Here is a 22008-nt window from a genome sequence, read left to right on the forward strand (position 1 = left end):
TTCTTTGGATTTCTAATATGAATCTTCCCACAAATTATTTTTAACATAAAAATATGGATTTTAATACTTCTTGATCTTATTTTAACATCTATGTTTTACTACAACTTTTTGATCTGGTGCTTTTTCTAAATGTAGTGGTGTATTTTTACCTACTATTTTCTAAACAAAAAAACCCTCCTTACTTTTACCAAGTAAAGAGGGTATTTTTAATCTTAAAGAGTTTTAATTAGTTTTTGTTTTATTTATAGGTTGAATTTATTTAACAAGGAAGCTGCGAAAGATCTTTATTAAATCCGGTTCTTATTATGTTAGAAAGTGTCTTTTGTGAAATTTTTACTTTTGGATCAAGGTGCCTTTATCCACGTCTTCTGTCAAATCCAATAGGATCCATGCACTTGTTCCAGCTTGAACCTTGTGCTTGCCCATATTGGCTTCAAGCATTGTTTCAAATGTTGAACTGCTACTGCATTCAATAACATCTAAAATTGTCGTTGTGACATTCTTGCCCTTTGTAGTAACTGTAACCGTATCGCCTTTTTCAAATTCACCGGTTATGATTTGAGAGGTAGCCACGAGTCTGTTCTTTAATGCTTTTGCTCGTTTCAACCCCACTTTTGTCGCCTTGGGTGCAATGGAAAAGTAATTATCTGCTTTAGCTACATTGGCATAATCTCTCCTTAGTAATGAAAGACTGTGTCGGCTTTATATATTTCTGTCCAACTTGGTTGTTTCAATGGATTTTTAGCATCAGGAGCGTAAAGTGAGTCGTATATTTTATTTTGGAAATCTTCGTCAGTCATTCTTTCGTCGGATAAAAATTCGTAGTAGGCATACACTGGACCTGTTCCCATTATGAGCTTGTCTCCTATTTGATATACGACAAATATCTCTTGCGCCATTCCTGAGCCGACTTCCAAATATTTACTTGGTTCGATGCCCACAGTATTTTCTACGGTCACCATAAGATCTGCGACAGTTGCCATATTTCTATCAGACTGTTCTTCTATTTCTGCAAAATATTTTGCCTTTTCATCGACGAATTTTATAAATATATTTTCCATTTCTCCGCCAATATAGAATAGTCTTTCTTGGTCTTTTGCGTCCACGATTTCATTCTTAAGTTCAGATACGCTGACCTTTCTTAAAAATTCCACCATTTCTATAAAATTATTCATATTCTTTTCGTTGGCTTCTGTGAGAAGTTCTCTATCTTTTAAATTTTCCTTCATGTAGTTCATCGCCCAGATCATTCTATCATAGAGATGTACTCGCGGTTCCACATATGACTGAGGAATTTCCTTTTCCTCTCCGCCGCCACCCATCTCTGCTGCAGCTTGTTTACCGTAGAGAATGGTATCGTGCTTTAGTTGTGCCCAGGAGCCAAGTTGTGTATTTAGATCTTTAAATGCCCAGGCTTTTGACTTCATAAATTCTGGGAAACTTTCTGGTATTTCTTCTTCGTAGGATTTTAACATCCAAAGCCATGAACGGTAGATGTTCTTTCTTCCTTCAGTTTCGTCATCGAGCACCTTTGCCATTTCCTTAGTTTCTTTGTACCTGTTTTCAAATTCATCCCATTTTTTATTCTGTTCATTAGATAGTACCATTTCTTCTGCAACTTTACTTTCCATGACACCCATGATATCTAAACCAGAATATATCGGTCTTTTAGAAGGTCTGATGGTATCTAACAAGTTTTGTGCCCACACATTGTCAAGCACAGCCCTTTGTGGCATAAATCTAAATGAAGTATCTTCGTAGTACTGTATCTTTGGTTTTGGAAGCTCTTCCAAAGTCTTGTGCACTTTTTTTAGATTCTTTTCGTTTGCAAGTTCATCTAGATCTGTATCTTTATCGAAGTGGTTGAAGTAGACTTGACCCATTAGGTATGGATCCACATCTTCAGAATTTTCTACAAGGAAGTTCACAGAATCATTGACATCTTCCCACTTTCTGAAAGATTCTTCATCACCTATTAGATTCTTCGCCATCATAAGTCCTTGGATAATATTTTCGTCGATTGGTTTTCCCTCATCGTCGTAGAAGATCATCGCTTCTTGTGAGAATAGCATGGCACCTCGGAAATATTTTTTAAGTTCTTCTGAACGGGTGTAGTGTCCACGAGGTTTAAATTGTGAATAGTCCACCGCTTTTGCCACCAAGTTGGAGTCCGCCTTTGACATGGCTTCGATATTTTTATATTCTTTTTCTACCAAGTCCATAACTTCCTCCGGAAGTGGTTCGCTGTATTCACCGCCAAAAAGTTTCAAAGCTAGTAGGAAGTAGGCAGTGTTCTTCTTTGCAAGTTCCTTAATCGCAGGATCCCTTGCATCATTATAGTCTTCTAGGGATCTCTTCGCCATGGCATCACTTACTTCTATAAGTCTTGGTAGGAATTTTTCTACTTCAAGTTCACGAAGAAGTCCGTCGTAGGAAACGTGGAAGAGATGAAGCAAGCTGTCAGCAGTTACAAAGTTAGGTAAAAATCCATATTCATTTCCTTCGTAAGCTTCAAAAGGTTGCTCATAGGCTCTGCTACCATCTACAAAAAACTTATTTTCAACTAGGGCTTTTGTTTGCTCGTCGTTGAATTTGAAATACTCATTTATGTAGTCGTTAACATTAGAGATATTTGAAAGATCTTCAGCTACACTATATTTCGGCACAGCCGCCTCGACACTCGTCTCTTCAAACTTAGGGAATATTACTTCCCTCTTTAAATCTGCAATTGGATTTGTAAATGGAACTTTTTCTTTTGCATCATTTCCATCTGCACCCTTTGGACCACATGATATCAGCATAATCGCTGCAAGCCCAATGACAAAACATTTCTTCAAATTGTTTTTCATTTTAAAATTATCTCCTCTCCATTAATTTTTAAATCGAAAATTCTATCTTTGTAAATAATCTTTCCATCATCTGAAAACTTAGGTTTTTCTTCAAGAGTTTCACTGACATAGTCCCTATCCAAATGAAAATTCTTGTAGTGGTACGCCGCTATGAAGTAGGTGTTATCCTTTATTTCTATGGAAACTACTTCATCTCTCCCATCCTCGTCAATGTCATAGAGAATAAAATCATCCATGGGAAGTGCAAGCCGCGATGCACGAAACTTCGGCTTTAGCTTTCCATCTACAATATTGTAGAGAAATACTCTCTTCGCCATGACCTTATGATGTGGAGATTTCTTATAAACACCGAGGGCAAGCTCCTTTTCTCCATCGCCTTCCACATCTCCTGCTTCAAATTTCCAAATATTTAGAGGGTTCTTGCCTTTAAAATCCTTTAGATACAATTCTCCATTCCTTTCAATTTCAATGCGATTTGAATAGGAAGAAAATATCTTTCTATATAGGACTACCTTCACCTCACCAGACTTGGTCTTTATATCTTTCTCTTCAGTTTTAATGTGTATATTAGAAATTCCAAATACAATTAGCAAAATAAATAAAGCTATAAGGATAAGTTTCTTTTTCAAATCCATCTCCCCTCATTATTATTTTACTATATTATTAAATAAAAGTGACATATGATTTTAAATAAACGAATAAATTGCAAACAAAAACATAGATTGCTCTGTGCCTTTATAAATTTTTATTTAGTTTTCTTTTGTGAAAATAACTTAGCCGTAAATGTTTCCTTGTCAAACTCCACCTTATACCCTAGTGCCTCAGCAATATTTCTAAGTGGGATATACGTAGTAGAAGTCTCTCCATGAATCTTAGCGGCAATATTCATATCCACAACCTTTCCATTGACCCACATCGCCTTTTTATCTACCGGCACCAATATGTGGGACTTACCATGTTCAATTCCAATCATTCTCAAATGGTCATACCAGATCACCTTGGCGCCGATTCTCTCGGTGAAATCGTCTAAGGCAACCGAAGTGCTATCATCGATAGTATTCTATTTCTTTTCATTAATACCTCCGTTTAGAATAGATTACCAATTCATCCTCCATATGCCAAATTTTTGCGATTTTTCTTTATATTTGAAGCTTTTATTAATACAATTATCATATACAGAAAGGAGCAGGCATGAACGTAAATTTAAATGAACTAAAAAATATATTAAACGAAGTTGAAGTTTACCTATCTGAAAAAGAACGAAGATTATATGATAGGTTAAAAGCTGATATGGTTTTGAAACTGGAAGATGAAAAATGAAAAATAGGAATTGATAAAAGTAGCTGTAAAAATGAAAAATAATGTGTAAGATGTTGATGTTTAAGCTGTTCTCGAGGAGAAAAATTGCTTTAAATTGTTGTTCCCGGAGATATTCTTTTCCTGACTAGCATTAAAAAACTTACTTAGCTTATTTGTTTAAACTAAGTAAGTTTTTTTCGTTTCAATCTCAAAACTCAAAGAGTTCGGATTTATAACCAATCCGTTGTGGATTCGAAGGCTGGTTCCTTTTTCTGACCGGTGAGCAGCTCCACTACTTTGTTTCCAACATTGACCATTTTGTCGAATTGCTCTATGTTAAAATCAGTCATTGTAGTCGAGCCCTTTGGACCATATCCGCCTGGTGAACTTGACAGGGCGAAATTGGAACGATGGAGAAAGTCATTGCCATTTAGTTGTTTCTCTCTCCAAACGTAAAATCCGGTTGCCTTTTCTAAAATTGACGGTGTCTTATAGCCGTCCGCATCATCCCCGCCATCTATGGCAAGCTGATGCAGTCTGAATTCAATCTCATTTATATAGGGATTATTCAATCTCACAGAGAGCAGAAAATGATATTTGTATGAGTAATGTGGCGGATTGTATGGCTTTTTCTCTCCGTCTATATTCTTTTTAATTTCCTTCTTGTTCTCCTCAACGGTTAGCGTAGCGTCTACTATCTCATCAAGTGAAAAGACATCTGCATCTTCTTTCTTCGTTCCGCTTTCGATTAAAACGAATTTTCCTTGGTCGTGATTGATTAAAAGCAGGTCCTTTCCATCTAGTTGAACGCTATCGTCCGCTTGGAATATAGCGACTTCTTCCCTCGTCGATTCGCGCCATGCGATGTGGTCGCGTATCTCTTTTTCAGTATGAACCTTGTTTTCGTGATCAAAGAATGGGGAAAGCTTCTTTTGGCAGTTACCACAGACGAAGTCATCGTTCTCAAGCTTTAGCCTCGAGAGAAGCCCTGCCTTTTCACCGCATATTACACATATTTTTTTACTGAAAAGTCCCATGTCTGCTACCTCCTTAAAACATTTCTATTTTTGACGATTCATCTTAGACAAAATAAAGGCGACTAAGATAATTGTTGACTGTCTATTTATTGATTTTGTACTCTATAGAGTTCAGCATGTCGCTTACGCCATCTTTGTCGATAAGCCCGACAACAGTAATGTATACAGGAGTCCCGTCCACAACGCCGTAATATTCGTTTGCATCAGCTCCATTTCTTGTTAAATCGAATTTGACATAATCCACCTCTCCAAGTTTCACGCTCGTCTTGTTGTCAAATGTGCCTAGAACACCTGCTGCCTTTTCCTCACTTGCCTTTGCGTCAAGATCGGCATTAAGTTTGTCCATGGTGTAATTCGCTGTTCCTTCCTTATATCCCTTGAGAGTAAAGCCCACCAAAGAATTGATCGCCCCGTCCGGATCAACTGCGTCAATTTGTATATACTCGGTGTTGTTATCATCCTGCTTGTCCTTTGGGAAAATCATGATCTGTTCATAACCTTCCTGTGGCTTTGCCACATAGCCATCTGTAGGGGTTACGCTGATTACCTTGTTCGTGGATTGAACAGCAGTGCTCTTTTCCTTGCTTCCACAGGCTGTCATACCCATGGATAATATCAAGCACATAGCAATGGTCAATAATATCTTCTTTTTCATTTTAATCGTTCTACCTCCTTAAATTTTTATATCTGTATTAACTTTTCCGCAGGATCTATGTTTTTACTTTGTTGTGGCTACTGAGACTAACCACTGAAATTCGGCTGATAGGCATCGTCGACTGCCTTTGTAAGCTCTTGAGCAAAGCCGAACTGATCGCCCTGTATTAATCAACCCTTGCCCATTATGGACATGATTCTCTCAAACATCATTGGTGAATAGGTTTCTTTGTTAAATAAACTATTCCAATCGAGGATCTCTTCTCCATCTTTTACTTCATCTGGTAGAATCAAACTGCCGTCCTTTAGACTGATTGAAGGGGAGAACTCGAAAGAATCATCTCTATACCTGATGGTGATCTTGCCATTTGGAGCGATGTCACTTATATTTTGCATGACAAATGTGATGCCACTACTAGAAATGTCGTCTAGGTATAGATTTTCAACCTCTTTTAATTTTCCATCCTTAGAAAGTTCCAATTCCTTTAGAGAGACTGAAGCATTTTTGTACTTAGGAATTACTAGGTAACATTCCTCTCCATTTAGGTATTGTCTGTCGCCGACTTCGCCATCTTTCATTGAAATGACCATGTTTGGATCTTCGTAATTAGAAAAAATACTTGTCCAAGCACATAGCTTTGCAAGAGGTTCTTTCAAGGTATTCTCATCGTAACAAGAGCCGAGATAGATTACAAATGCCTTGCACTTTTCGTTATTTAGATCTATGCCGAGCCTTCTCGCCATTCTTAGATATTCATCTGAAATCTCACTTTTATCGAATCTATCTATCTTTAGTTTTAGAAGTGCTGGCAGCTGTCCCGTGTCCACGTTTAAAGATTGAGTAAAGGCAAGTGTAGGTGTGCCCACTTCGTCTATAAAAATTTGGCGATTTTTGTAATCGTAATTATCCCATAGATCGTTTAGAATCTTTCCGGTGAAATTGGAAGGATTATAGACGTAGGAAGAATCAGTTACATCTCTATAGTAGAGTTTCGTATCCATGGATTGTTCCTCACTCACACTATTTTCAATCACCCCGAGGATCTCTTCCTTCTCTATGCCTATGCTCTTCATAATCTCTTCGTCATTTATAAATTTTCCATCTGGAAGAGAGAAGTTAAACACTTTGTAACTTGGAAACTCGCTCTCCCAAATATTTGAAACTTCGACCATGACACTTAGCACATGCTCATCTTGATAAACGGAAAAAGAGGAGTAAATTCCAATATCGCAACCTACCATATCCTTTTTATAAGTAGTATATAGATCCTTTATATCTTTTACCAAGCCATCAATCTCATCGTTTGCCGCTTTGGCGTCCTTTGAATCCAAAAGAATCCTAGGCACATGGATGCCAAAATCATCCCTCTTTGCAAAATCTATGTATTTTTCATCTACAAAGTCCTTCCAAACTTCTCTGTCCTCAACGTAGGAAGACATTGAACCGATCACCGCTCCGTCAACAGGCTTTAAATTTTCCTTAACTTTAGAAGTCTCCTTAGAATTTTCCACCGCAGAATTTGCATTTGTATTTGTATTTTTATTTTCTAGCTTCGGCGAACTGTTACCATTTTTGCAACCAGCAAGGAGAGCCATCGCCACCATAAAAATAATTAAAAATTTAAAATTTCTTTTCATAATATCCCTCACATTTCCGCTTAACTATGTTATAGTATAGACTTAAAATCTACGCTTAAACTTTGTCCAAGCTTATGTAAATAAAAACGGTCTATATGACTAAACCGTTTTTACTTTTCTTATTTAGTCTTAAAGGGTGAATCTTTTATTTTACTATGATTGATCTGTAGATTGTTACCATCTTAGATTTGCTATTCCAGATTATATCCTTGCCGTCACGAAGTCCAAGTGCTCTTGCAATATTTGCAATTGTAAGCATGGTTCTGTTATTTTTGATTTCTGGTTTTACATCGCTTGTGTAGACTGTGCCATTTAAGATTATCTTATTTGTGTCTACTGGGATTTCTACTCTTGTGCTGCTATTTCTTAGCACTACTGTTTTAGTGCTTCTATTCCATTCTACGTCAAATCCTAAGGCTTCTGCTACAGATCTTAATGGTAACATGGTTCTGCCATCTCTTATATATGGTGCCACGTCCATCTTAATCTTTGAATCTACTCCGTTTATTTCTCTATCGATTGTACTTATTCCAATTGTAAGTTCTATTTTCCAGTCCATTTCCATTTTGGTTACTTTATTTTCTTCTTTTGGTTTAGGTGCTTCATAGTTGTAGTACCATCCTGGATATACTATCCATGGATAAGGTGTATATGGAGTAGGTGGAACAGGTGGAGTCGGAGGAACACTTCCTATATCTTTCCATACTGCTTTGATAATTTTATCTCCATTTAATACTATGTTATCGCCAACATTCTTTTCTGTTCCATCTACTTGCCATGCTTTGAATTCTTTGCCTGCTGGTGGTGTAAACGTGCAGGCTGGTAGGGTGAATGATTCGCCTTTATTCTTAGTTACATCTGCCATTGTTCCATTTCCACCGTTTTTGTCGAAAGTTATTGTAACTGGTGTGCCTATTGGTGGAGTTCCTACTGCTTTAAATTTAACAACGACTGTTTTATCTCCGTCCATTGTAACGTTTAAAACATTGCTCATAACTCCTGTCTCTGTGTCGTTAACTGTTACTTCGTCTAATTCATAGCCAGGATCTGGGGCAAATGTTAAAGTAACTGTTTCACCTGCATTTTTTGTTTCATTTGTTGGGCTTACACTTCCGTGTCCGCCATTTACACTTGCTGTTAATGTATATTGTGTTGGTGGTGGTGTTTTCTTTGTCCACTTAGCATAAAGCCTTATATTTGCATTTACTGCTTGTGAGAAATCAAATTTAGTTGTGCATTCAGCTTCTTTATACCAACCAACAAAATCGTAGTTAGCATCTGTTGGATCAGCTGGTGCTGTTGCTACTGTTCCTTTGTTTACAGTTATTGGGCTTGGTGCTGTGCCATGACCGTTTGCATCAAATGTTATTGTAACTGTTTCTACTGCTGGTGGTGTTTTCTTTGTCCACTTAGCGTAAAGCCTTATATTTTCATTTACTGCTTGAGGGAAATCAAATTTGTTTGTGCATCCAGCTTCTTTATACCAACCACCGAAATCATTTTCTGTATCTGTTGGGTCTGCTGGTGCTGTTGCTACTGTTCCTTTGTTTACAGTTATTGGTGATGGTGCTGTGCCGTGACCGTTTGCATCAAATGTTATTGTAACTGTTTCTACTACTGGTGGTGTTTTTGCTGTCCACTTAGCAAATAGTGTTATATCTCCATTAACAGGTTTTGTAAAATCAAATTTGTTTGTGCATCCAGCTTCTGTGTACCAACCACCGAAGTCATTTTCTGTATCTGTTGGGTCAGTTGGTGCTGTTGCTACTGTTCCTTTGTTTACAGTTATTGGGCTTGGTGCTGTGCCGTGACCATTTTCGTTAAATGTTATTGTTACTGTTTCTGTTGGTGGTGTTTTTGCTGTCCACTTAGCATAAAGTGTTATACTAGCATTTACTGCTTGTGTAAAATCAAATTTGTTTGTGCATCCAGCTTCTTTATACCAACCACCGAAATCGTGATTAGCATCTGTTGGGTCAGCTGGTGCTGTTGCTACTGTTCCTTTGTTTACAGTTATTGGGCTTGGTGCTGTGCCGTGACCATTTTCGTTAAATGTTATTGTTACTGTTTCTGGTGCTGGTGGTGTTTTTGCTGTCCACTTAGCAAATAGTGTTATATCTCCATTAACAGGTTTAGTGAAATCAAATTTGTTTGTGCATCCAGCTTCTTTATACCAACCGCCGAAATCATAGTCAGTATCTGTTGGAGCTGCTGGTGCTGTTGCTTGCTCGCCTTTGTTTACAGTTAATGGACTTGGTGCTGTGCCGTGTCCATTTGCATTAAAGGTTATTGTTACTGTTTCTGGTGCTGGTGGTGTTTTCTTTGTCCACTTTGCATAAAGTGTTATATTATCATTTACTGCTTTAGTGAAATCAAATTTGTTTGTGCATGCCTCTTCTGTGTACCAACCATCGAAATCGTATTCAGTATCTGTTGGATCACTAGGTTTTTCTACTTTACTACCCTTATCTATTGTTTTTACAATTGTAGCTGGGTCTCCGCCGTGACCGTTTTTATTAAATGTTACTGTAACAACATCTCCATATTTAACATTTAATGTAACACGTAGTGTAGATAAGCTAGGCTTTACATTGTATTCATAAGTCACAGTTGTTGGCTTATCATCGTTTAATTTCAAAGTATTGTCTGTTACAGCTCCCCCTACCCATTTCCTTGAATTACTTGGGTCAAAGTTACCAGGTAGTGAATTAAGATCAAATAATAAAGTACTTTTATCTACTACTATACCGTATACTTGATCATAGCCTTCAAGTTTTGTGACAGCTGCGTTATTCGTCAAGTCTAAGGATGTTAATTGGTTATCGTTACAATTAATTCTATCTAATTTTGTATTCTGACTTAAGTCTAAAGTAGTCAATTGGTTATTGTTACAGTAAAGAGTTTCTAAGTTTTTGTTCTCACTTAAGTCTAAAGTGGTCAATTCGTTATAGGAACAATAAAGTCTTTCTAATTCTGTGTTATTCTTCAAGTCTAATGCTGCCAATTGGTTTCGGCCACAGACAAGAGTTTTTAAGTTTTTGTTATTTTTCAAGTCTAAAGCAGTCAATTCGTTATCCACACAAGAAAGATATTCTAATTTTGTTTTATTCGTCAAGTCTAAAGTAGTCAATTTGTTATGGTCACAGTTAATGTCTGTTAATTCTGTGTTTTTACTTAGGTCTAAAGCAGTCAATTTGTTTATGTCACAGGCAAGAGTTTTTAATTGTGTATTATTACCTAAGTCTAAGGCTGCTAATTGGTTGTCTTTACAATTAATTTTTGTTAATTGTGTATTATTACTTAAGTCTAAAGCAGTCAATTTGTTTTCTTCACAGTTAAGAGTTTTTAAGTTTGTGTTCTGACTTAAGTTTAAAGTCTTCAATTGGTTATTCCAACAAGAAAGATCTTCTAAGTTTGTGGTATTCGTCAAGACTAAATTAGTCAATTGGTTTTGGCTACAGTAAAAAGTTTTTAAATTTGTTTTATTCGTCAAGTCTAAAGTAGTCAATTGGTTTCGGAAACAGTAAAAAGTTTCTAAGTTTGTGTTATTCTTCAAGTCTAAATTAGTCAATTGGTTATCGTGACAGTCAAAAAATTTTAAGTTTGTGTTCTTACTTAAGTCTAATGCAGTCAATTGGTTTTCTGAACAGTTAATGTATGTTAATTCTGTGTTTTTACTTAGGTCTAAAGTCTTCAATTTGTTTTTGTTACATTCAAGATTTGTCAGTTTTGTATTACTTTTGACATATAGTTCTTTCAATTTGTTTTCAATGCAATAAAGCTCTTTCAATTTAGTAAAGTGTTCAATCCCTTTAAGATTTGTCATTGGTTCACGATCTAAATTAATTATAGTCACTGCATCAAGCTCTGATTTTGACAAGATGCCGTTATTGTCCTTATCTTTTGTCTTTACATATTTCCTAAAATTTTCATCTGGGAAGTTTGCTTCATTAATCGCAACATCTCCCGGCGCTGCCTTAACAGGCGTTATGATGAAGTTCATAAAGATCATCATAATTGCTAGTAGCATTGCCATGGGTCTTTCTCGTTTCTTTTTCATAATTCTCCTCCTTATCTTGTATGGAAATGGATTCTTATCTTTCTACCTTTATCTTATAAAATTATTTTCTTTTCCACATCACCCGAAAGGATGATATTTTGTAAAAATTTATAAATTTTTTATGTTTTTTTGCAAACTTTTAAAATTTTTTGCGTTTTTTAAATTATTCTATTCTTCTACTTTTTTCTTTTCCACATCACCCGAAAGTATGAGATTTGAAAAATAAATACAAAAGCACCCCAAATTTGGAGTGCCTTTGTCCTTCCCAGCTTTTCTAGGAGTATTAATTATGAAAGTGATCAGTTATTTCTATTTTTTCTTTTTTACCGAATAGTCCCACAATTATCTCCTTTCACTTCCTAATCAGTTTACTTTACCTTCTTATTTTCAAAAGTCTCCTTTAGCCTCTTTTTATTTTCTTCGACTTGGTCTAAGATTCCCTTTTCTTTTGCTTTTTTAAGGTATTTGTCCTTGGTTAGATCTAACCTATTGCCCTTTAATTCACTTGAGTTTTCGCCTTTGATATAAGATTCTTCAAGTCCTTTTAGATTTTTTACAAGTTTATCTTCACAAACTAGGTTACTTATTTCGTGCTTGGTTTCTACTTCGTAGTGGTGTCTTTCGTCTGAGTTTCTATACCTTGCGTAGATTGTGAAGAAGAAGACGAATCCTGATACTAGTAGTATCCAGAAGAACTGTCTTGAGTCTTGGAATTGTGTATCGTCAAACATACTCATTTCAGCCACTAGATTCAAGACAAATGCTGCTAGTCCGCCTAAGATTTCCACCAACACTGATACGAAGAATAGTTTCGTAAAGTTTATAGGCACGCTGCCCATGGTTTCCTTGGTCCTTGCGTTTACTGCCACGTAATGAAGGAGGTTCTTGCCATTTTTCTTTTCCATGTAGCTGTAGAGCCACACTGGTAGGTAGGCTGCCTTCCAGGAATCTCCTTTTACTTTGTAGTCTTCGTCCTCCCATCTTACGCCTCTGTCGTATTTTTCCACAGTATCCTTTGCCGCAAGTCTTGCTACATCGGAGCTTTGTGCAAAGACTGCTTCTCTTAGAAAATCGATATTGCTATCTCTCTTCTCTGATGTGTAGCCCTTCATGTAGTTGGCGTTGAACTTCACAGAGTTTTCTGTATCAAAGGGCATGATGGCGTTTATGATGTTTGTAGTTTTGTCCTTGGCTGTGTAATCCAATTTGTCGCTGGATGATTCTATGGATAGATCATCTATAAATATATCGAAATCCCTTTCGATTTTGTAGCTATCTGCATCGTACTCTGTATGTTTGTCGTCCCCTGTGCCGACTTCGTAACTGTCTGTTTCTATTTGACCTTCGCCCCACAGGTGCATGTGGGCGTTAACATCTACAAGCATGTATGGAAGGTAGACTCCACAGATATTCTCTGTGGTAAACTCCCTTGTAAATTTAGGATGGGCGAAAAATTTTCTCTCTTTGACGAATTTTTCTATCTCTTCCCTTGCGTCGCTCCTTGTAACGCTAAATGGAAGTATGACATCTGGCACTGCTCCATTCGGTATGATATTGTTGATAGATAGTGTATTGCGGCACCAGTGACATCTTGCTTGGGTGGTGGTGTTGGTGTCTATGACTACTTCTGCGCCACAGCTTTCGCATTTAACTGTCACCATACTTTCCGCTGCTTCGTCTATGTCTGCTGCTCCACTTCCCATGGTAGTTCCTTCCAATGTACTTATGTCTTGATCTTCTGGTGCGAGCTCTGGTTCGAATTCAGTTCTACAGAAATTACATCTGAGCTTACCGGTCTTGGTGTTGGTCTCTATGTCTGTTGAGCCACACTTAGGACATTTGATCTGACCATCCTTTAAGCCGCTTGTCATATCTATTATTTTTACATCGTCCTTCATAAGATCACCTATAGTCCTAGTAATTCTCTCTTCATCTTGTCAAATTCTTCTTGGGTTATCACTTCTGCGTCGAGAAGTTTCTTCATCTTTATTAGTTTTTCTGTTGGATCTTCTGGTGGTTGGTTTTGTTCTTGGTTTTGGTATCCTTGGTTTTGGTTTATCTGACCGCCGCCAAAATTAGGTTGGTAGGAGTTTCCTACATTTGGTTGTTGAACTCCACCCATCATATTTCCTGCTGCATTCATTCCCATTCCCATAAAGGCCATGTTTGCACCACCGCCATTTTCACCAGCAGACTGCATTCCTCTTGCTACCGCTTGTTGGAAGAATGAATTTCCACGAGATCCAGAAAGTGCATCTGCCTTTTTAACATCTGACATAAGAGCTTTAGTGTCTTCGTCATATTCTATTGCAAGAATTGCAGTTTTTTCTATTTCAAGACCCCTAGTAGATCTCCATTGGTATCCTTCTTCTACAGCACTTGATAAAGACTTAGCAAAACCTATTTGATCTGCCTGAATCTTATTCATACGATTACCCTTGCTTGGATCGTTTGTATAGTTTGAGAAGGCGCAAGAAAGTGATGAAACAACTTCGTTAAATAGTTCTTCTGCTGCCTCGTTATCCATATCTTGAAAGTCAAAGGCTGGAGCATTTGCGACCAAATATTTTTGTGGAACAAAGTTTTTTACAAATAGTAAAGGATCTACAATCTTTAAGGTATAGGTTCCTCTTGTGACTGCCCCAACTTGTGTACCAAAGAAAGCATCGTCCCAATATATTTCACTTTGTGTTCCAAACCTATTTTTTGGTATTTCCTTGAGGTTAACATAAAAGGCCAATTGCTCTGATCCAGCTTGGCCGCCAAATTTAAACTTTTCCCAAGTTGACTTGATTAGTGATGCATTTGGACCATCACCAGCGAAAATACTTTGTGAATTTATATCATCTGATGAAAATATAAAGCCACCAGGTTCATTGATAATTCCTGTAATCAAACCATCTTCTATAGTGATTAGAGCTGTTCCTTCAGGAACAATTATCTTGCTACCATTTGTGATTATGTTGTTGTTGCCCTTGGAATTTTCTCCACGACCATTGTTTTGCCCCTGGGCTTTTGCCGAAAATATTCCTAAAGTTCCTGATTCAAGTGAGCCTGGTCCATAAAAATCTAACCATTGGTCTGCAAAAGTGCCACTTAAACTCCCTGCAAATGCTTTAATAAATCCCATAATATCCTCCGTTAAATTATTAATATTGAAAAAATGTTTTATATGTAATGTTCTTCTAATTTTATTTTTAGAAGCTTAGCTATCTTGAAAGAATAACTATTTTTTTAATTTCAAACACAATATAAAAGTTTGCACTACTTTTCTTTTAAGAAAATGGTTTGACCTTTGATATTGTCAAATGAACAGCTATTACTTTCTATTTTTATTATATTAATTTTTAAAAATTTCCACATCACCCAAAAGTATGATATTTGATAAAAATTTTAAAATTTATCTTACATTAATCTTTTCTATATTTTTGGTTTTTTTAATAAAAATGGCTTTTAAGATTTCTTTTAAAATCCTAAGAGCCTGTTAATTTGATTTTACTTAATTTTATTTTCTTGACAACAATGCTATGCTCTCCACGTGGCTTGAGTGATCAGTAGGAATAACTTTTAATATTTTAGGGAAGCCTTGTATGTGGGAATATGTCCATTCATTACTTTATTATAAACCACTCTAAATATCTTTATAGTTTCCATGCTTACAAATTTTATTTCTGCAGAACCTTAAATGAATAGATCGTTCTGTTATAACATATGAAGAAGAAATTGGAATACGATCAACTAGAGGTTTGGGCATCAGTCATCCAGAAGATATTAAGATTATTTTATCACAAGTTAATTATTTAACCTCACCCAATGGCTATAAAACTTTATTTTTTAGATAATACATCTTCTAATGAGGAAGCAGATGTATATAAAGCTGGGTGTCGTTTTGAAGAAATTTATGCCTTCATGAAATGGATCGTGAATTAAAAGAAGTTGTCTTTCTTCTCTACTCCCTTTTGAGAAACTTCTAAAAACATTCTATGCTTTTCATTTTAACGAAAATTCAAATGGGTCTTAAGAAAAAATGGCTTACCAAAGCAAACAGACTTTAAAATTGTGCGTAAAGAAGATATTATTGAACAATAAAACATCCTTGGAAGACTTTATAAGTTTAGCCTATTTTGCCTAAATTAATTTAATAATTTAAAATATATAAAAAATCTATATCTTACTACCGGCATTCGAATATAAATCTCTAGCAGATAGGAATTATAGCTTTTAAGAAATAATTATAGGTTTATTCTAAATTCAACTTCTATTTTTCATTCAAATTAATTTCTTTTTTCTTAATTCTAAGGCTTAAATCCTTAATATTTTTTTCTATTTTAGATATAATTTTCCTAAAAAACTCATCATCTTGACCTGTTGGATCTTCTAAGTTCCAGTCCTCTGTATATTGATTATCTACAATTGGGCAAACTACATCACATCCCATAGTAATTGATATATCAATATCTGGCAGGTCAGAAATAAGCTTTGAATATTGAGTCTTCTCCATATCAATATTGTATATATCTTTCATTAATCTGACAGCATCTTGATTTATCTGGTTTTTTATTTGCCTTCCAGCTGAATAGGAGTCAAAGACATCTGAAGCATATTTTTTCCCTAGGGCTTCTGCAATTTGGCTCCTACAGCTATTATGCACACATATAAATGCAACTTTTGCTTTTCTCATTTTAATTTATACCATTCTGTTTTAATAATTCTTTCACTTCATCCTTGTTTAAAACTTTGCCATAGGATACAACTTTGCCCTTTACAACTAATGCCGGAGTAGACATAACTCCATAACTTGCGATTTGAGAAAAATCTGTAATATGGTCTATATTTTCTTCAACATTAAGTTCAGCGAGGGCTTCCCTGGCTGATTTTTCTAAAGCAAGGCATTTCGAGCAACCAGAACCTAGTATCTTTATCCCCTTCTCTTTTTTCTTTTCTTCTGCTTTTTCTATATTCTCTGACGAGTAATTTACATCACAACAACTTGTTTCTTTAACTTCCTTATTATTAACAGGTTGGCAATTGCCTCCACAAGTACAATCGTTCTCTCTTTTTTCTTTCTTACCAAATAATCTCATTTTTTCCTCCTTAATCCATACCTATTGTTTTCACAAGAGCATATATTTTTTGTTTTCTACTTAATAATTTCATTTTAAGTTCCCCATTAAATTAAAATAGGGCTAAAAATGTTAAATAAGTATCCTACAGCAATTATCCCAAAAGTACAAATTCCTATGAATAGAAATAAAAGCTTAGGTTTAACTGCTTTTTTTAACATAATCAATGATGGTAGGCTTAGTGTTGTTACTGCCATCATAAAAGATAGGATAGTTCCAAGTTGAGCTCCTTTTGACAATAGGGCTTCTGCTATTGGTATAGTTCCAAAAATATCAGCATACATTGGTACTCCGACGATAGTTGCCAAAACAACTCCAAATGGATTCTTGCTGCCTAAGATACTTTCTACCCAAGTTTGAGGAATCCAATTGTGTATCAATGACCCTATGCCCACGCCTACTAAAATATATGGGAAAACTTTTTTGAAAGTATCACTAACTTGGGTTTTAGAAAAATCAATCCTGTCTTTTACTGTTAAGCTTGGAGAACTAATATCAACTTGACTTGCATTTTTTATAAAATCTTCTACATACCTTTCCATATGCATTCTTTCAATGAAGCTACCACCAGTTACAGCAATAATTAGCCCGAAGACTACATATGCTAGAGCTATTTTGGCTCCAAAGATACTCATAAGTAAAATAAGGCTACCCAAATCAACCATTGGAGAAGATATTAAAAATGAAAAACTCACTCCAATAGGCAAGCCGGCACTTGTAAAGCCCATGAATATTGGGATTGAAGAGCATGAACAAAAAGGTGTTACAGTCCCTAGTAAAGCAGATATGATATTTGCCCCTAATCCATCAAAACGTCCCAGAATTTTTTTACTTCTTTCAGGTGGGAAATAGCTTTGTATATAAGAAATTATAAAAATCAACACGCAAAGTAATATTGTAATTTTTATAACATCATAGATGAAAAATTGCAAGCTTCCTCCAAGTTTTGAAGTCATATCAAGGCCAAGATTTGTTAATACTCCCCCTATCAATTCATTAAGCCATTTCATACCTAGAATTTGATCTTGAATAAAACTCCACATCTCTAACCTCCGTAAACTTTAGATTATTTATTTTCTAAAAACCAGCCTTTTGTATTATTAGCAATATTTACTAAGAATAACATAACTGGTACTTCAGTAAGAACACCTACAGTGCAAGCTAATGCAACTGGTGAACCTATCCCAAATATTGCTATTGCAACAGCTACAGCTAATTCAAAGAAGTTTGAAGCTCCAATCATGCCTGCTGGTGCTGCTATTTCAAAAGGTAAACCTGCTTTTTTGCTTAAGCCATAGGCTATGGCAAAAATTAGAAATGTTTGAAGGATAAGAGGAATAGCTATCAATAAAATATGAAATGGGTTTTCTAAAATTACATTTGCTTGTGAAGAAAATATAATTATTAGAGTCAACAGCAGTCCAAGTGTTGTAAGCCCATCAAATTTACTTAAAAATTGTTTTTCAAAATAATCCTTTCCTCTTTTATCAACTACTATTTTCCTTGTGATGGCACCCCCTAATAATGGAATAGCAACAAATAGAAACACACTAACAAATAATGTGCTATATGGTACTACAACATTAGATACACCTAATAAAAACTTCACTATAGGAACAAAAGCAAGTAAAATGATTAAATCATTTGTGGCTACTTGAACCACAGTGTAAGCAGGGTCACCCTTTGTGAGAGTCGACCACACAAAAACCATAGCAGTGCATGGCGCAGCTCCGAGCAAAACAGCCCCTGCTAAATAATCATTGGCCAAATCATTAGGAATGATATTTTTAAATATAATAAAGAAAAACAAATAAGATATTCCAAACATAGTAAATGGTTTTATTAGCCAATTAACAGCCCATGTTACAAATAAGCCCTTTGGATTCTCTCTAACCCTTTTAATACTTTGAAAATCTACTTTCATCATCATTAGATAAATCATAATCCAAATTAATATTGCTATCGGCACAGATATACCTGCAATTTGCACCTTACCTAAAGCAGATGGGATTATAGGTATATATTTTCCTATAAGTACCCCTACAATCATGCAAAATAATACCCATAAAGTTAGATATTTTTGAAATACATTAATCCCTTTATTCTTATTTTTTTCCATAGTTCTTCTACCTCTATTCTTATTTTTTCCATAGTTCTTCTAACTCTTTTAGCATAGATACATTCAAATGTTTCTATGTATAGCGAAAAAAATTTACTTATTCCAAATGTGACAAATACATTCCTCTCCGCTATCAAATATTTCCTTTAAGTCGGATTGCATCTCCTTCAGAATCTTCTTATTGGCAATGTAATATATGTTTTTTCCTTCTCTTCTGCTGATAACTAGATTTGCATCCTCTAATCTTTTCATATCATTAGACAGTGTTGGTTGTGTTATATCGAATTTCTCTAATATCTCACAAGCACAAAGTTCATTGCAAGATAACATATCTATAATTTCTAATCGTTTTGGATCACTTAAAACTTTTAATTTTTTTGATGTCTCTATATATTTATTCTTCATGTAAACCTCCTTGGTCTTTTCATATAAAATTATACAAATCATATAGAAAGTTGTCAATGTGTTTTTCCTTTATCTCTTAAAATAATTTTTATTGTTTCCTTTTCACCATCTCAACTTATTTATATCTATAAAAATGTATTATCGCTGTGCATTATCCCTAACTTTATTTTGTAAACTATATTCTCTACTCTTTCTAAGATTATCATCATAAAGATTTCTCCTAGCTGATTTTCCTTCTTGAATTTTTTTAATACCTTCTTCCTCTCGATATTTGCTCCACACTTGTCATTTGCAAGCTAATAATTTTCTTTTTCAAGTTCTTTGACAATGCTTATGATGCTTTTACCATCTAAGTACCAATTAAATATTTTTCTAATGCAATAGTAATATGAGTATATATAAGCTTCCAATTGAAATATTAAGATGCAAGTCTATTTAAAGCAGATATTTGTGCAGTTAAACTGTTTAACTGTTTTTTATCTATCAAGATCTGTCGATCTTAATCCTACATAGATTCCTACTCATTAGATTTGAAATTATTCTATAGATTATTTCAGATTTATTTTGTATTCATATAAAATTCCTTATCTCAATTTAATTATAATATGATTTTCATAATATCCTGATAATTAGTCTGATCCATTCTGTTCATTCCACCTAAAATATTCACAGTGTCTACAGACTCTGTTATAATCTACGCTCAAACTGTTCCAACAAGGTATCTTTTAAATGGAAAAATGGTCTTTAAGATTTCTTCTAAAGATACTAAAAGCCTGTTAATTTGATTTTACTTAATTTTATTTTCTTGACAACAATGCTATGCTCTCCACATGCATTGTCTTTTGCTTGGAAACATATTTCTTTATCCTCGTCATTCTTGTAGGAGCACAATTTATTAATGTCATTGTCTTTGGCATTTTTTCTTTTATCTTTGAAATTATTAGAATTTTGACTATCTTTAACTCCTGTTTTGAAGTAGAATGTCAGGTCATATGGATGGACTGTTCCGTCTTTGTCAATTCTACCCACCACGACTTTATCAACTATGCTTTCAAATACTGTTCTATTAAATTCCTCTATAATTTCTCTGTTTTCTATCACCTTTTTAAATCTTTGACTAAAGATTCATCATTTATTTCTTCTTCAACAATTTTTAAAAAGTCATCTATTATTGTTGAATCTGCATGGCATAATTGCCTATAGATTTCAACAAATGCTTTTTCTATTGCCGCTTCTTGTATTCCCTCCTTTCTTTTGTTTTATAATCCAAGTAGAATCACTAGCCACGCTTCTACTATGGATACGATTGGAATTAGTAAAAATGGCATCAAGATAAAATGTTCCTTAATGGCCAAATGTTTCATCCAATTTCCAAATTCGTAGTCCTCATGTCCTTCTGTGCCTGGTATGACTATCTTGTCCTTGTACTTTCCTTGGAACAAAAGTAGGTCCAATAGAAGGAAATCTCCAAAATTTAATATTATCCACTGAATATAGCTCATCCAGAAAAGATCTCTAAGTCCTCTTATTCCCGTATGTAAAAGAGAGGTCACTCCATATATAAATACGATTCCTGAAATTATAATCGTAAGTATTAAATTTATTCTTTTCTCTTCTTTTGTCATCTTTTCTGGAGCCGAATTTTGTATTTCTTTTGGATAGGAATCGAAGAAAAATCTCGGGTTAATCAGTACAAAAGCTGCCACTGCACCGTTAAAGATTGCAGCCATTGCAATTCCATCTAATATTGCTCTTGTTATATCCATAATATTCTCCTTATTTATTTTCCAAAAATAACTTTAATTTCTCAGCATATTCTTTGGGATGTTCGTGGAGAAATTGTCCGTGGCCCATTCCTTCAAATACTTCTGTTTCCATTTGTGGAAGATACTCTCTTAATATTTTTTCACTTTTCGAAGGGATTGGCTCTTCGCTCCCCCTCCAAAATAGTACTGGATTTGAAAACTTAGTTAAATTTTTTGGAGGCTTATAATGATAGATAAACTTGCAGGCATTTTTAATAGTGGTTTTTGAAATTTGCGGATAGGCCATTTCTATTACGCTTAGATTATCCTTGCCCATAATCTTATCTAATAAAAATTTAGGTATTGGCTTTTTGTTTTTGATCCTACTTGTACCAATGATAAAAGCACAGGTAAAAGGTCTTGCCATCAAGCCCAACTCGGCAGTAATCGCCCCATCTAAGAGGACTCTCGATGTAGAAATGTTTCCTCTTCCAATTAATTCAACAGCTATAGTTGCTCCCATAGAAAAACCGCATATGCCATAGACACTCCCGCCCATTTCATTTAATATGTAACTTTCTATGGAATCTATGGTTTCCTCCATTGAAGTTAAATCTTTTGGGTTAGTACCATAATGTCCGTCCAATTGGCAGAAAATTACAAAATAATCTTGCAAATAAGGCAGAAGGGGTTTGAAACATTGGTCTGCAGTAGAGGCAAGTCCATGAATAAATAATATTGACTTCTTATTTCTATTTCCGTAGCTAATAAATTTCATTTAATTCCCCATTATTTAATTTTTTTCGAAAGCAAGTAAAAATATCCTCTCTAATAAAAAATTTATCTATTACTCTTTATCTCCCACAATGAAGTAATCACAGTAATCTCCTCCCTTGGCCTAGGATAAAAGCTGCAAGACTTGCAAATATTAATTTCTTTAGCAAGCTTTCAGGAACCCAGTTTTTGTAGTCAGCTTTTATTTTCTTGTCATCAATAAAATTTTCTTGTTTCATAAATTTTCTCCTGTAAATAATTCATTTTATTAATTCATATTAGTACATTGCATTAATAAGGTTAGG

The 22008-nt window shown here is 35.0% G+C and carries 20 protein-coding genes and 1 pseudogene; 1 reads left to right on the forward strand and 20 read right to left on the reverse strand.

Annotated features, from left to right (window positions below):
* Positions 1–333: 333 nt before the first annotated feature.
* From J2S72_RS04700 to J2S72_RS04715, 4 genes are all read right to left on the reverse strand, one after another.
* A complete protein-coding gene (locus J2S72_RS04700) occupies positions 334–612 on the reverse strand; it encodes a hypothetical protein (RefSeq protein ID WP_238318893.1) in 279 nt (92 codons plus the stop codon).
* Positions 613–677: 65 nt separating this feature from the next.
* Positions 678–2801, reverse strand: a complete 2124-nt coding sequence (locus J2S72_RS04705; RefSeq protein ID WP_162146347.1) for a DUF3160 domain-containing protein — start codon at positions 2799–2801, stop codon at positions 678–680.
* A gap of 44 nt (positions 2802–2845) precedes the next feature.
* Positions 2846–3478 carry a hypothetical protein gene (locus J2S72_RS04710; protein WP_155803757.1) on the reverse strand — a complete coding sequence of 211 codons (633 nt, stop codon included), beginning with the start codon at positions 3476–3478 and terminating at the stop codon, positions 2846–2848.
* A 116-nt stretch (positions 3479–3594) separates the two neighbouring features.
* Positions 3595–3903, reverse strand: coding sequence for a copper amine oxidase N-terminal domain-containing protein (locus J2S72_RS04715; RefSeq protein ID WP_081696614.1), 309 nt, complete (start codon positions 3901–3903; stop codon positions 3595–3597).
* Positions 3904–4040: 137 nt separating this feature from the next.
* Between J2S72_RS04715 and J2S72_RS04720 the strand changes: the two genes are divergently transcribed.
* Entirely contained in the window at positions 4041–4169 is a 129-nt protein-coding gene (locus J2S72_RS04720) for a hypothetical protein (protein WP_023056208.1), read from the forward strand.
* 209 nt (positions 4170–4378) lie between these two features.
* Here the strand turns inward: J2S72_RS04720 and J2S72_RS04725 are convergent, their stop codons facing one another.
* The 16 genes and pseudogenes from J2S72_RS04725 to J2S72_RS04795 all read right to left on the reverse strand — a co-directional run.
* Positions 4379–5185: a DUF4428 domain-containing protein gene (locus J2S72_RS04725; protein WP_023056146.1), complete on the reverse strand. Its 807-nt coding sequence runs from the start codon at positions 5183–5185 to the stop codon at positions 4379–4381.
* Positions 5186–5267: 82 nt separating this feature from the next.
* Positions 5268–5840: a hypothetical protein gene (locus tag J2S72_RS04730; RefSeq protein WP_023056161.1), complete on the reverse strand. Its 573-nt coding sequence runs from the start codon at positions 5838–5840 to the stop codon at positions 5268–5270.
* 170 nt (positions 5841–6010) lie between these two features.
* The gene (locus J2S72_RS04735) at positions 6011–7477 is read right to left on the reverse strand and encodes a hypothetical protein (RefSeq protein ID WP_023056172.1); all 1467 of its coding nucleotides are present in this window, start codon (positions 7475–7477) and stop codon (positions 6011–6013) included.
* A 145-nt stretch (positions 7478–7622) separates the two neighbouring features.
* Complete coding sequence (locus J2S72_RS04740; RefSeq protein WP_307495082.1) at positions 7623–11537, reverse strand: InlB B-repeat-containing protein; 3915 nt, start codon at positions 11535–11537, stop codon at positions 7623–7625.
* Between the two features lie 368 nt (positions 11538–11905).
* The gene (locus tag J2S72_RS04745; RefSeq protein ID WP_023055111.1) at positions 11906–13435 is read right to left on the reverse strand and encodes a TFIIB-type zinc ribbon-containing protein; all 1530 of its coding nucleotides are present in this window, start codon (positions 13433–13435) and stop codon (positions 11906–11908) included.
* 8 nt (positions 13436–13443) lie between these two features.
* Entirely contained in the window at positions 13444–14667 is a 1224-nt protein-coding gene (locus tag J2S72_RS04750; protein WP_023055119.1) for an SPFH domain-containing protein, read from the reverse strand.
* 1128 nt (positions 14668–15795) lie between these two features.
* Entirely contained in the window at positions 15796–16218 is a 423-nt protein-coding gene (locus tag J2S72_RS04755; RefSeq protein WP_023055094.1) for an arsenate reductase ArsC, read from the reverse strand.
* Position 16219: 1 nt separating this feature from the next.
* Positions 16220–16621: a thioredoxin family protein gene (locus J2S72_RS04760; RefSeq protein ID WP_023055096.1), complete on the reverse strand. Its 402-nt coding sequence runs from the start codon at positions 16619–16621 to the stop codon at positions 16220–16222.
* A gap of 86 nt (positions 16622–16707) precedes the next feature.
* The gene (locus J2S72_RS04765) at positions 16708–17703 is read right to left on the reverse strand and encodes a permease (RefSeq protein WP_023055146.1); all 996 of its coding nucleotides are present in this window, start codon (positions 17701–17703) and stop codon (positions 16708–16710) included.
* Positions 17704–17726: 23 nt separating this feature from the next.
* Complete coding sequence (gene arsB, locus J2S72_RS04770; RefSeq protein WP_307495083.1) at positions 17727–18779, reverse strand: ACR3 family arsenite efflux transporter; 1053 nt, start codon at positions 18777–18779, stop codon at positions 17727–17729.
* A 93-nt stretch (positions 18780–18872) separates the two neighbouring features.
* Positions 18873–19184 (reverse strand): ArsR/SmtB family transcription factor, encoded by a 312-nt coding sequence (locus J2S72_RS04775; protein WP_023055127.1) that lies wholly within the window; start codon positions 19182–19184, stop codon positions 18873–18875.
* 296 nt (positions 19185–19480) lie between these two features.
* Positions 19481–19594 carry a recombinase family protein gene (locus J2S72_RS08735; protein ID WP_162146340.1) on the reverse strand — a complete coding sequence of 38 codons (114 nt, stop codon included), beginning with the start codon at positions 19592–19594 and terminating at the stop codon, positions 19481–19483.
* Between the two features lie 355 nt (positions 19595–19949).
* Positions 19950–20285 (reverse strand): hypothetical protein, encoded by a 336-nt coding sequence (locus tag J2S72_RS04780; RefSeq protein ID WP_023055117.1) that lies wholly within the window; start codon positions 20283–20285, stop codon positions 19950–19952.
* A gap of 158 nt (positions 20286–20443) precedes the next feature.
* Positions 20444–20950, reverse strand: coding sequence for a hypothetical protein (locus tag J2S72_RS04785; RefSeq protein ID WP_023055129.1), 507 nt, complete (start codon positions 20948–20950; stop codon positions 20444–20446).
* A gap of 10 nt (positions 20951–20960) precedes the next feature.
* A complete protein-coding gene (locus J2S72_RS04790) occupies positions 20961–21707 on the reverse strand; it encodes an alpha/beta hydrolase (protein WP_023055134.1) in 747 nt (248 codons plus the stop codon).
* Positions 21708–21828: 121 nt separating this feature from the next.
* Positions 21829–21942, reverse strand: a pseudogene (locus tag J2S72_RS04795) (class I SAM-dependent methyltransferase); the annotation flags it as partial.
* Positions 21943–22008 lie beyond the last annotated feature (66 nt).

The organism is Peptoniphilus koenoeneniae, assembly GCF_030812875.1.
Classification (GTDB): domain Bacteria; phylum Bacillota; class Clostridia; order Tissierellales; family Peptoniphilaceae; genus Peptoniphilus_B; species Peptoniphilus_B koenoeneniae.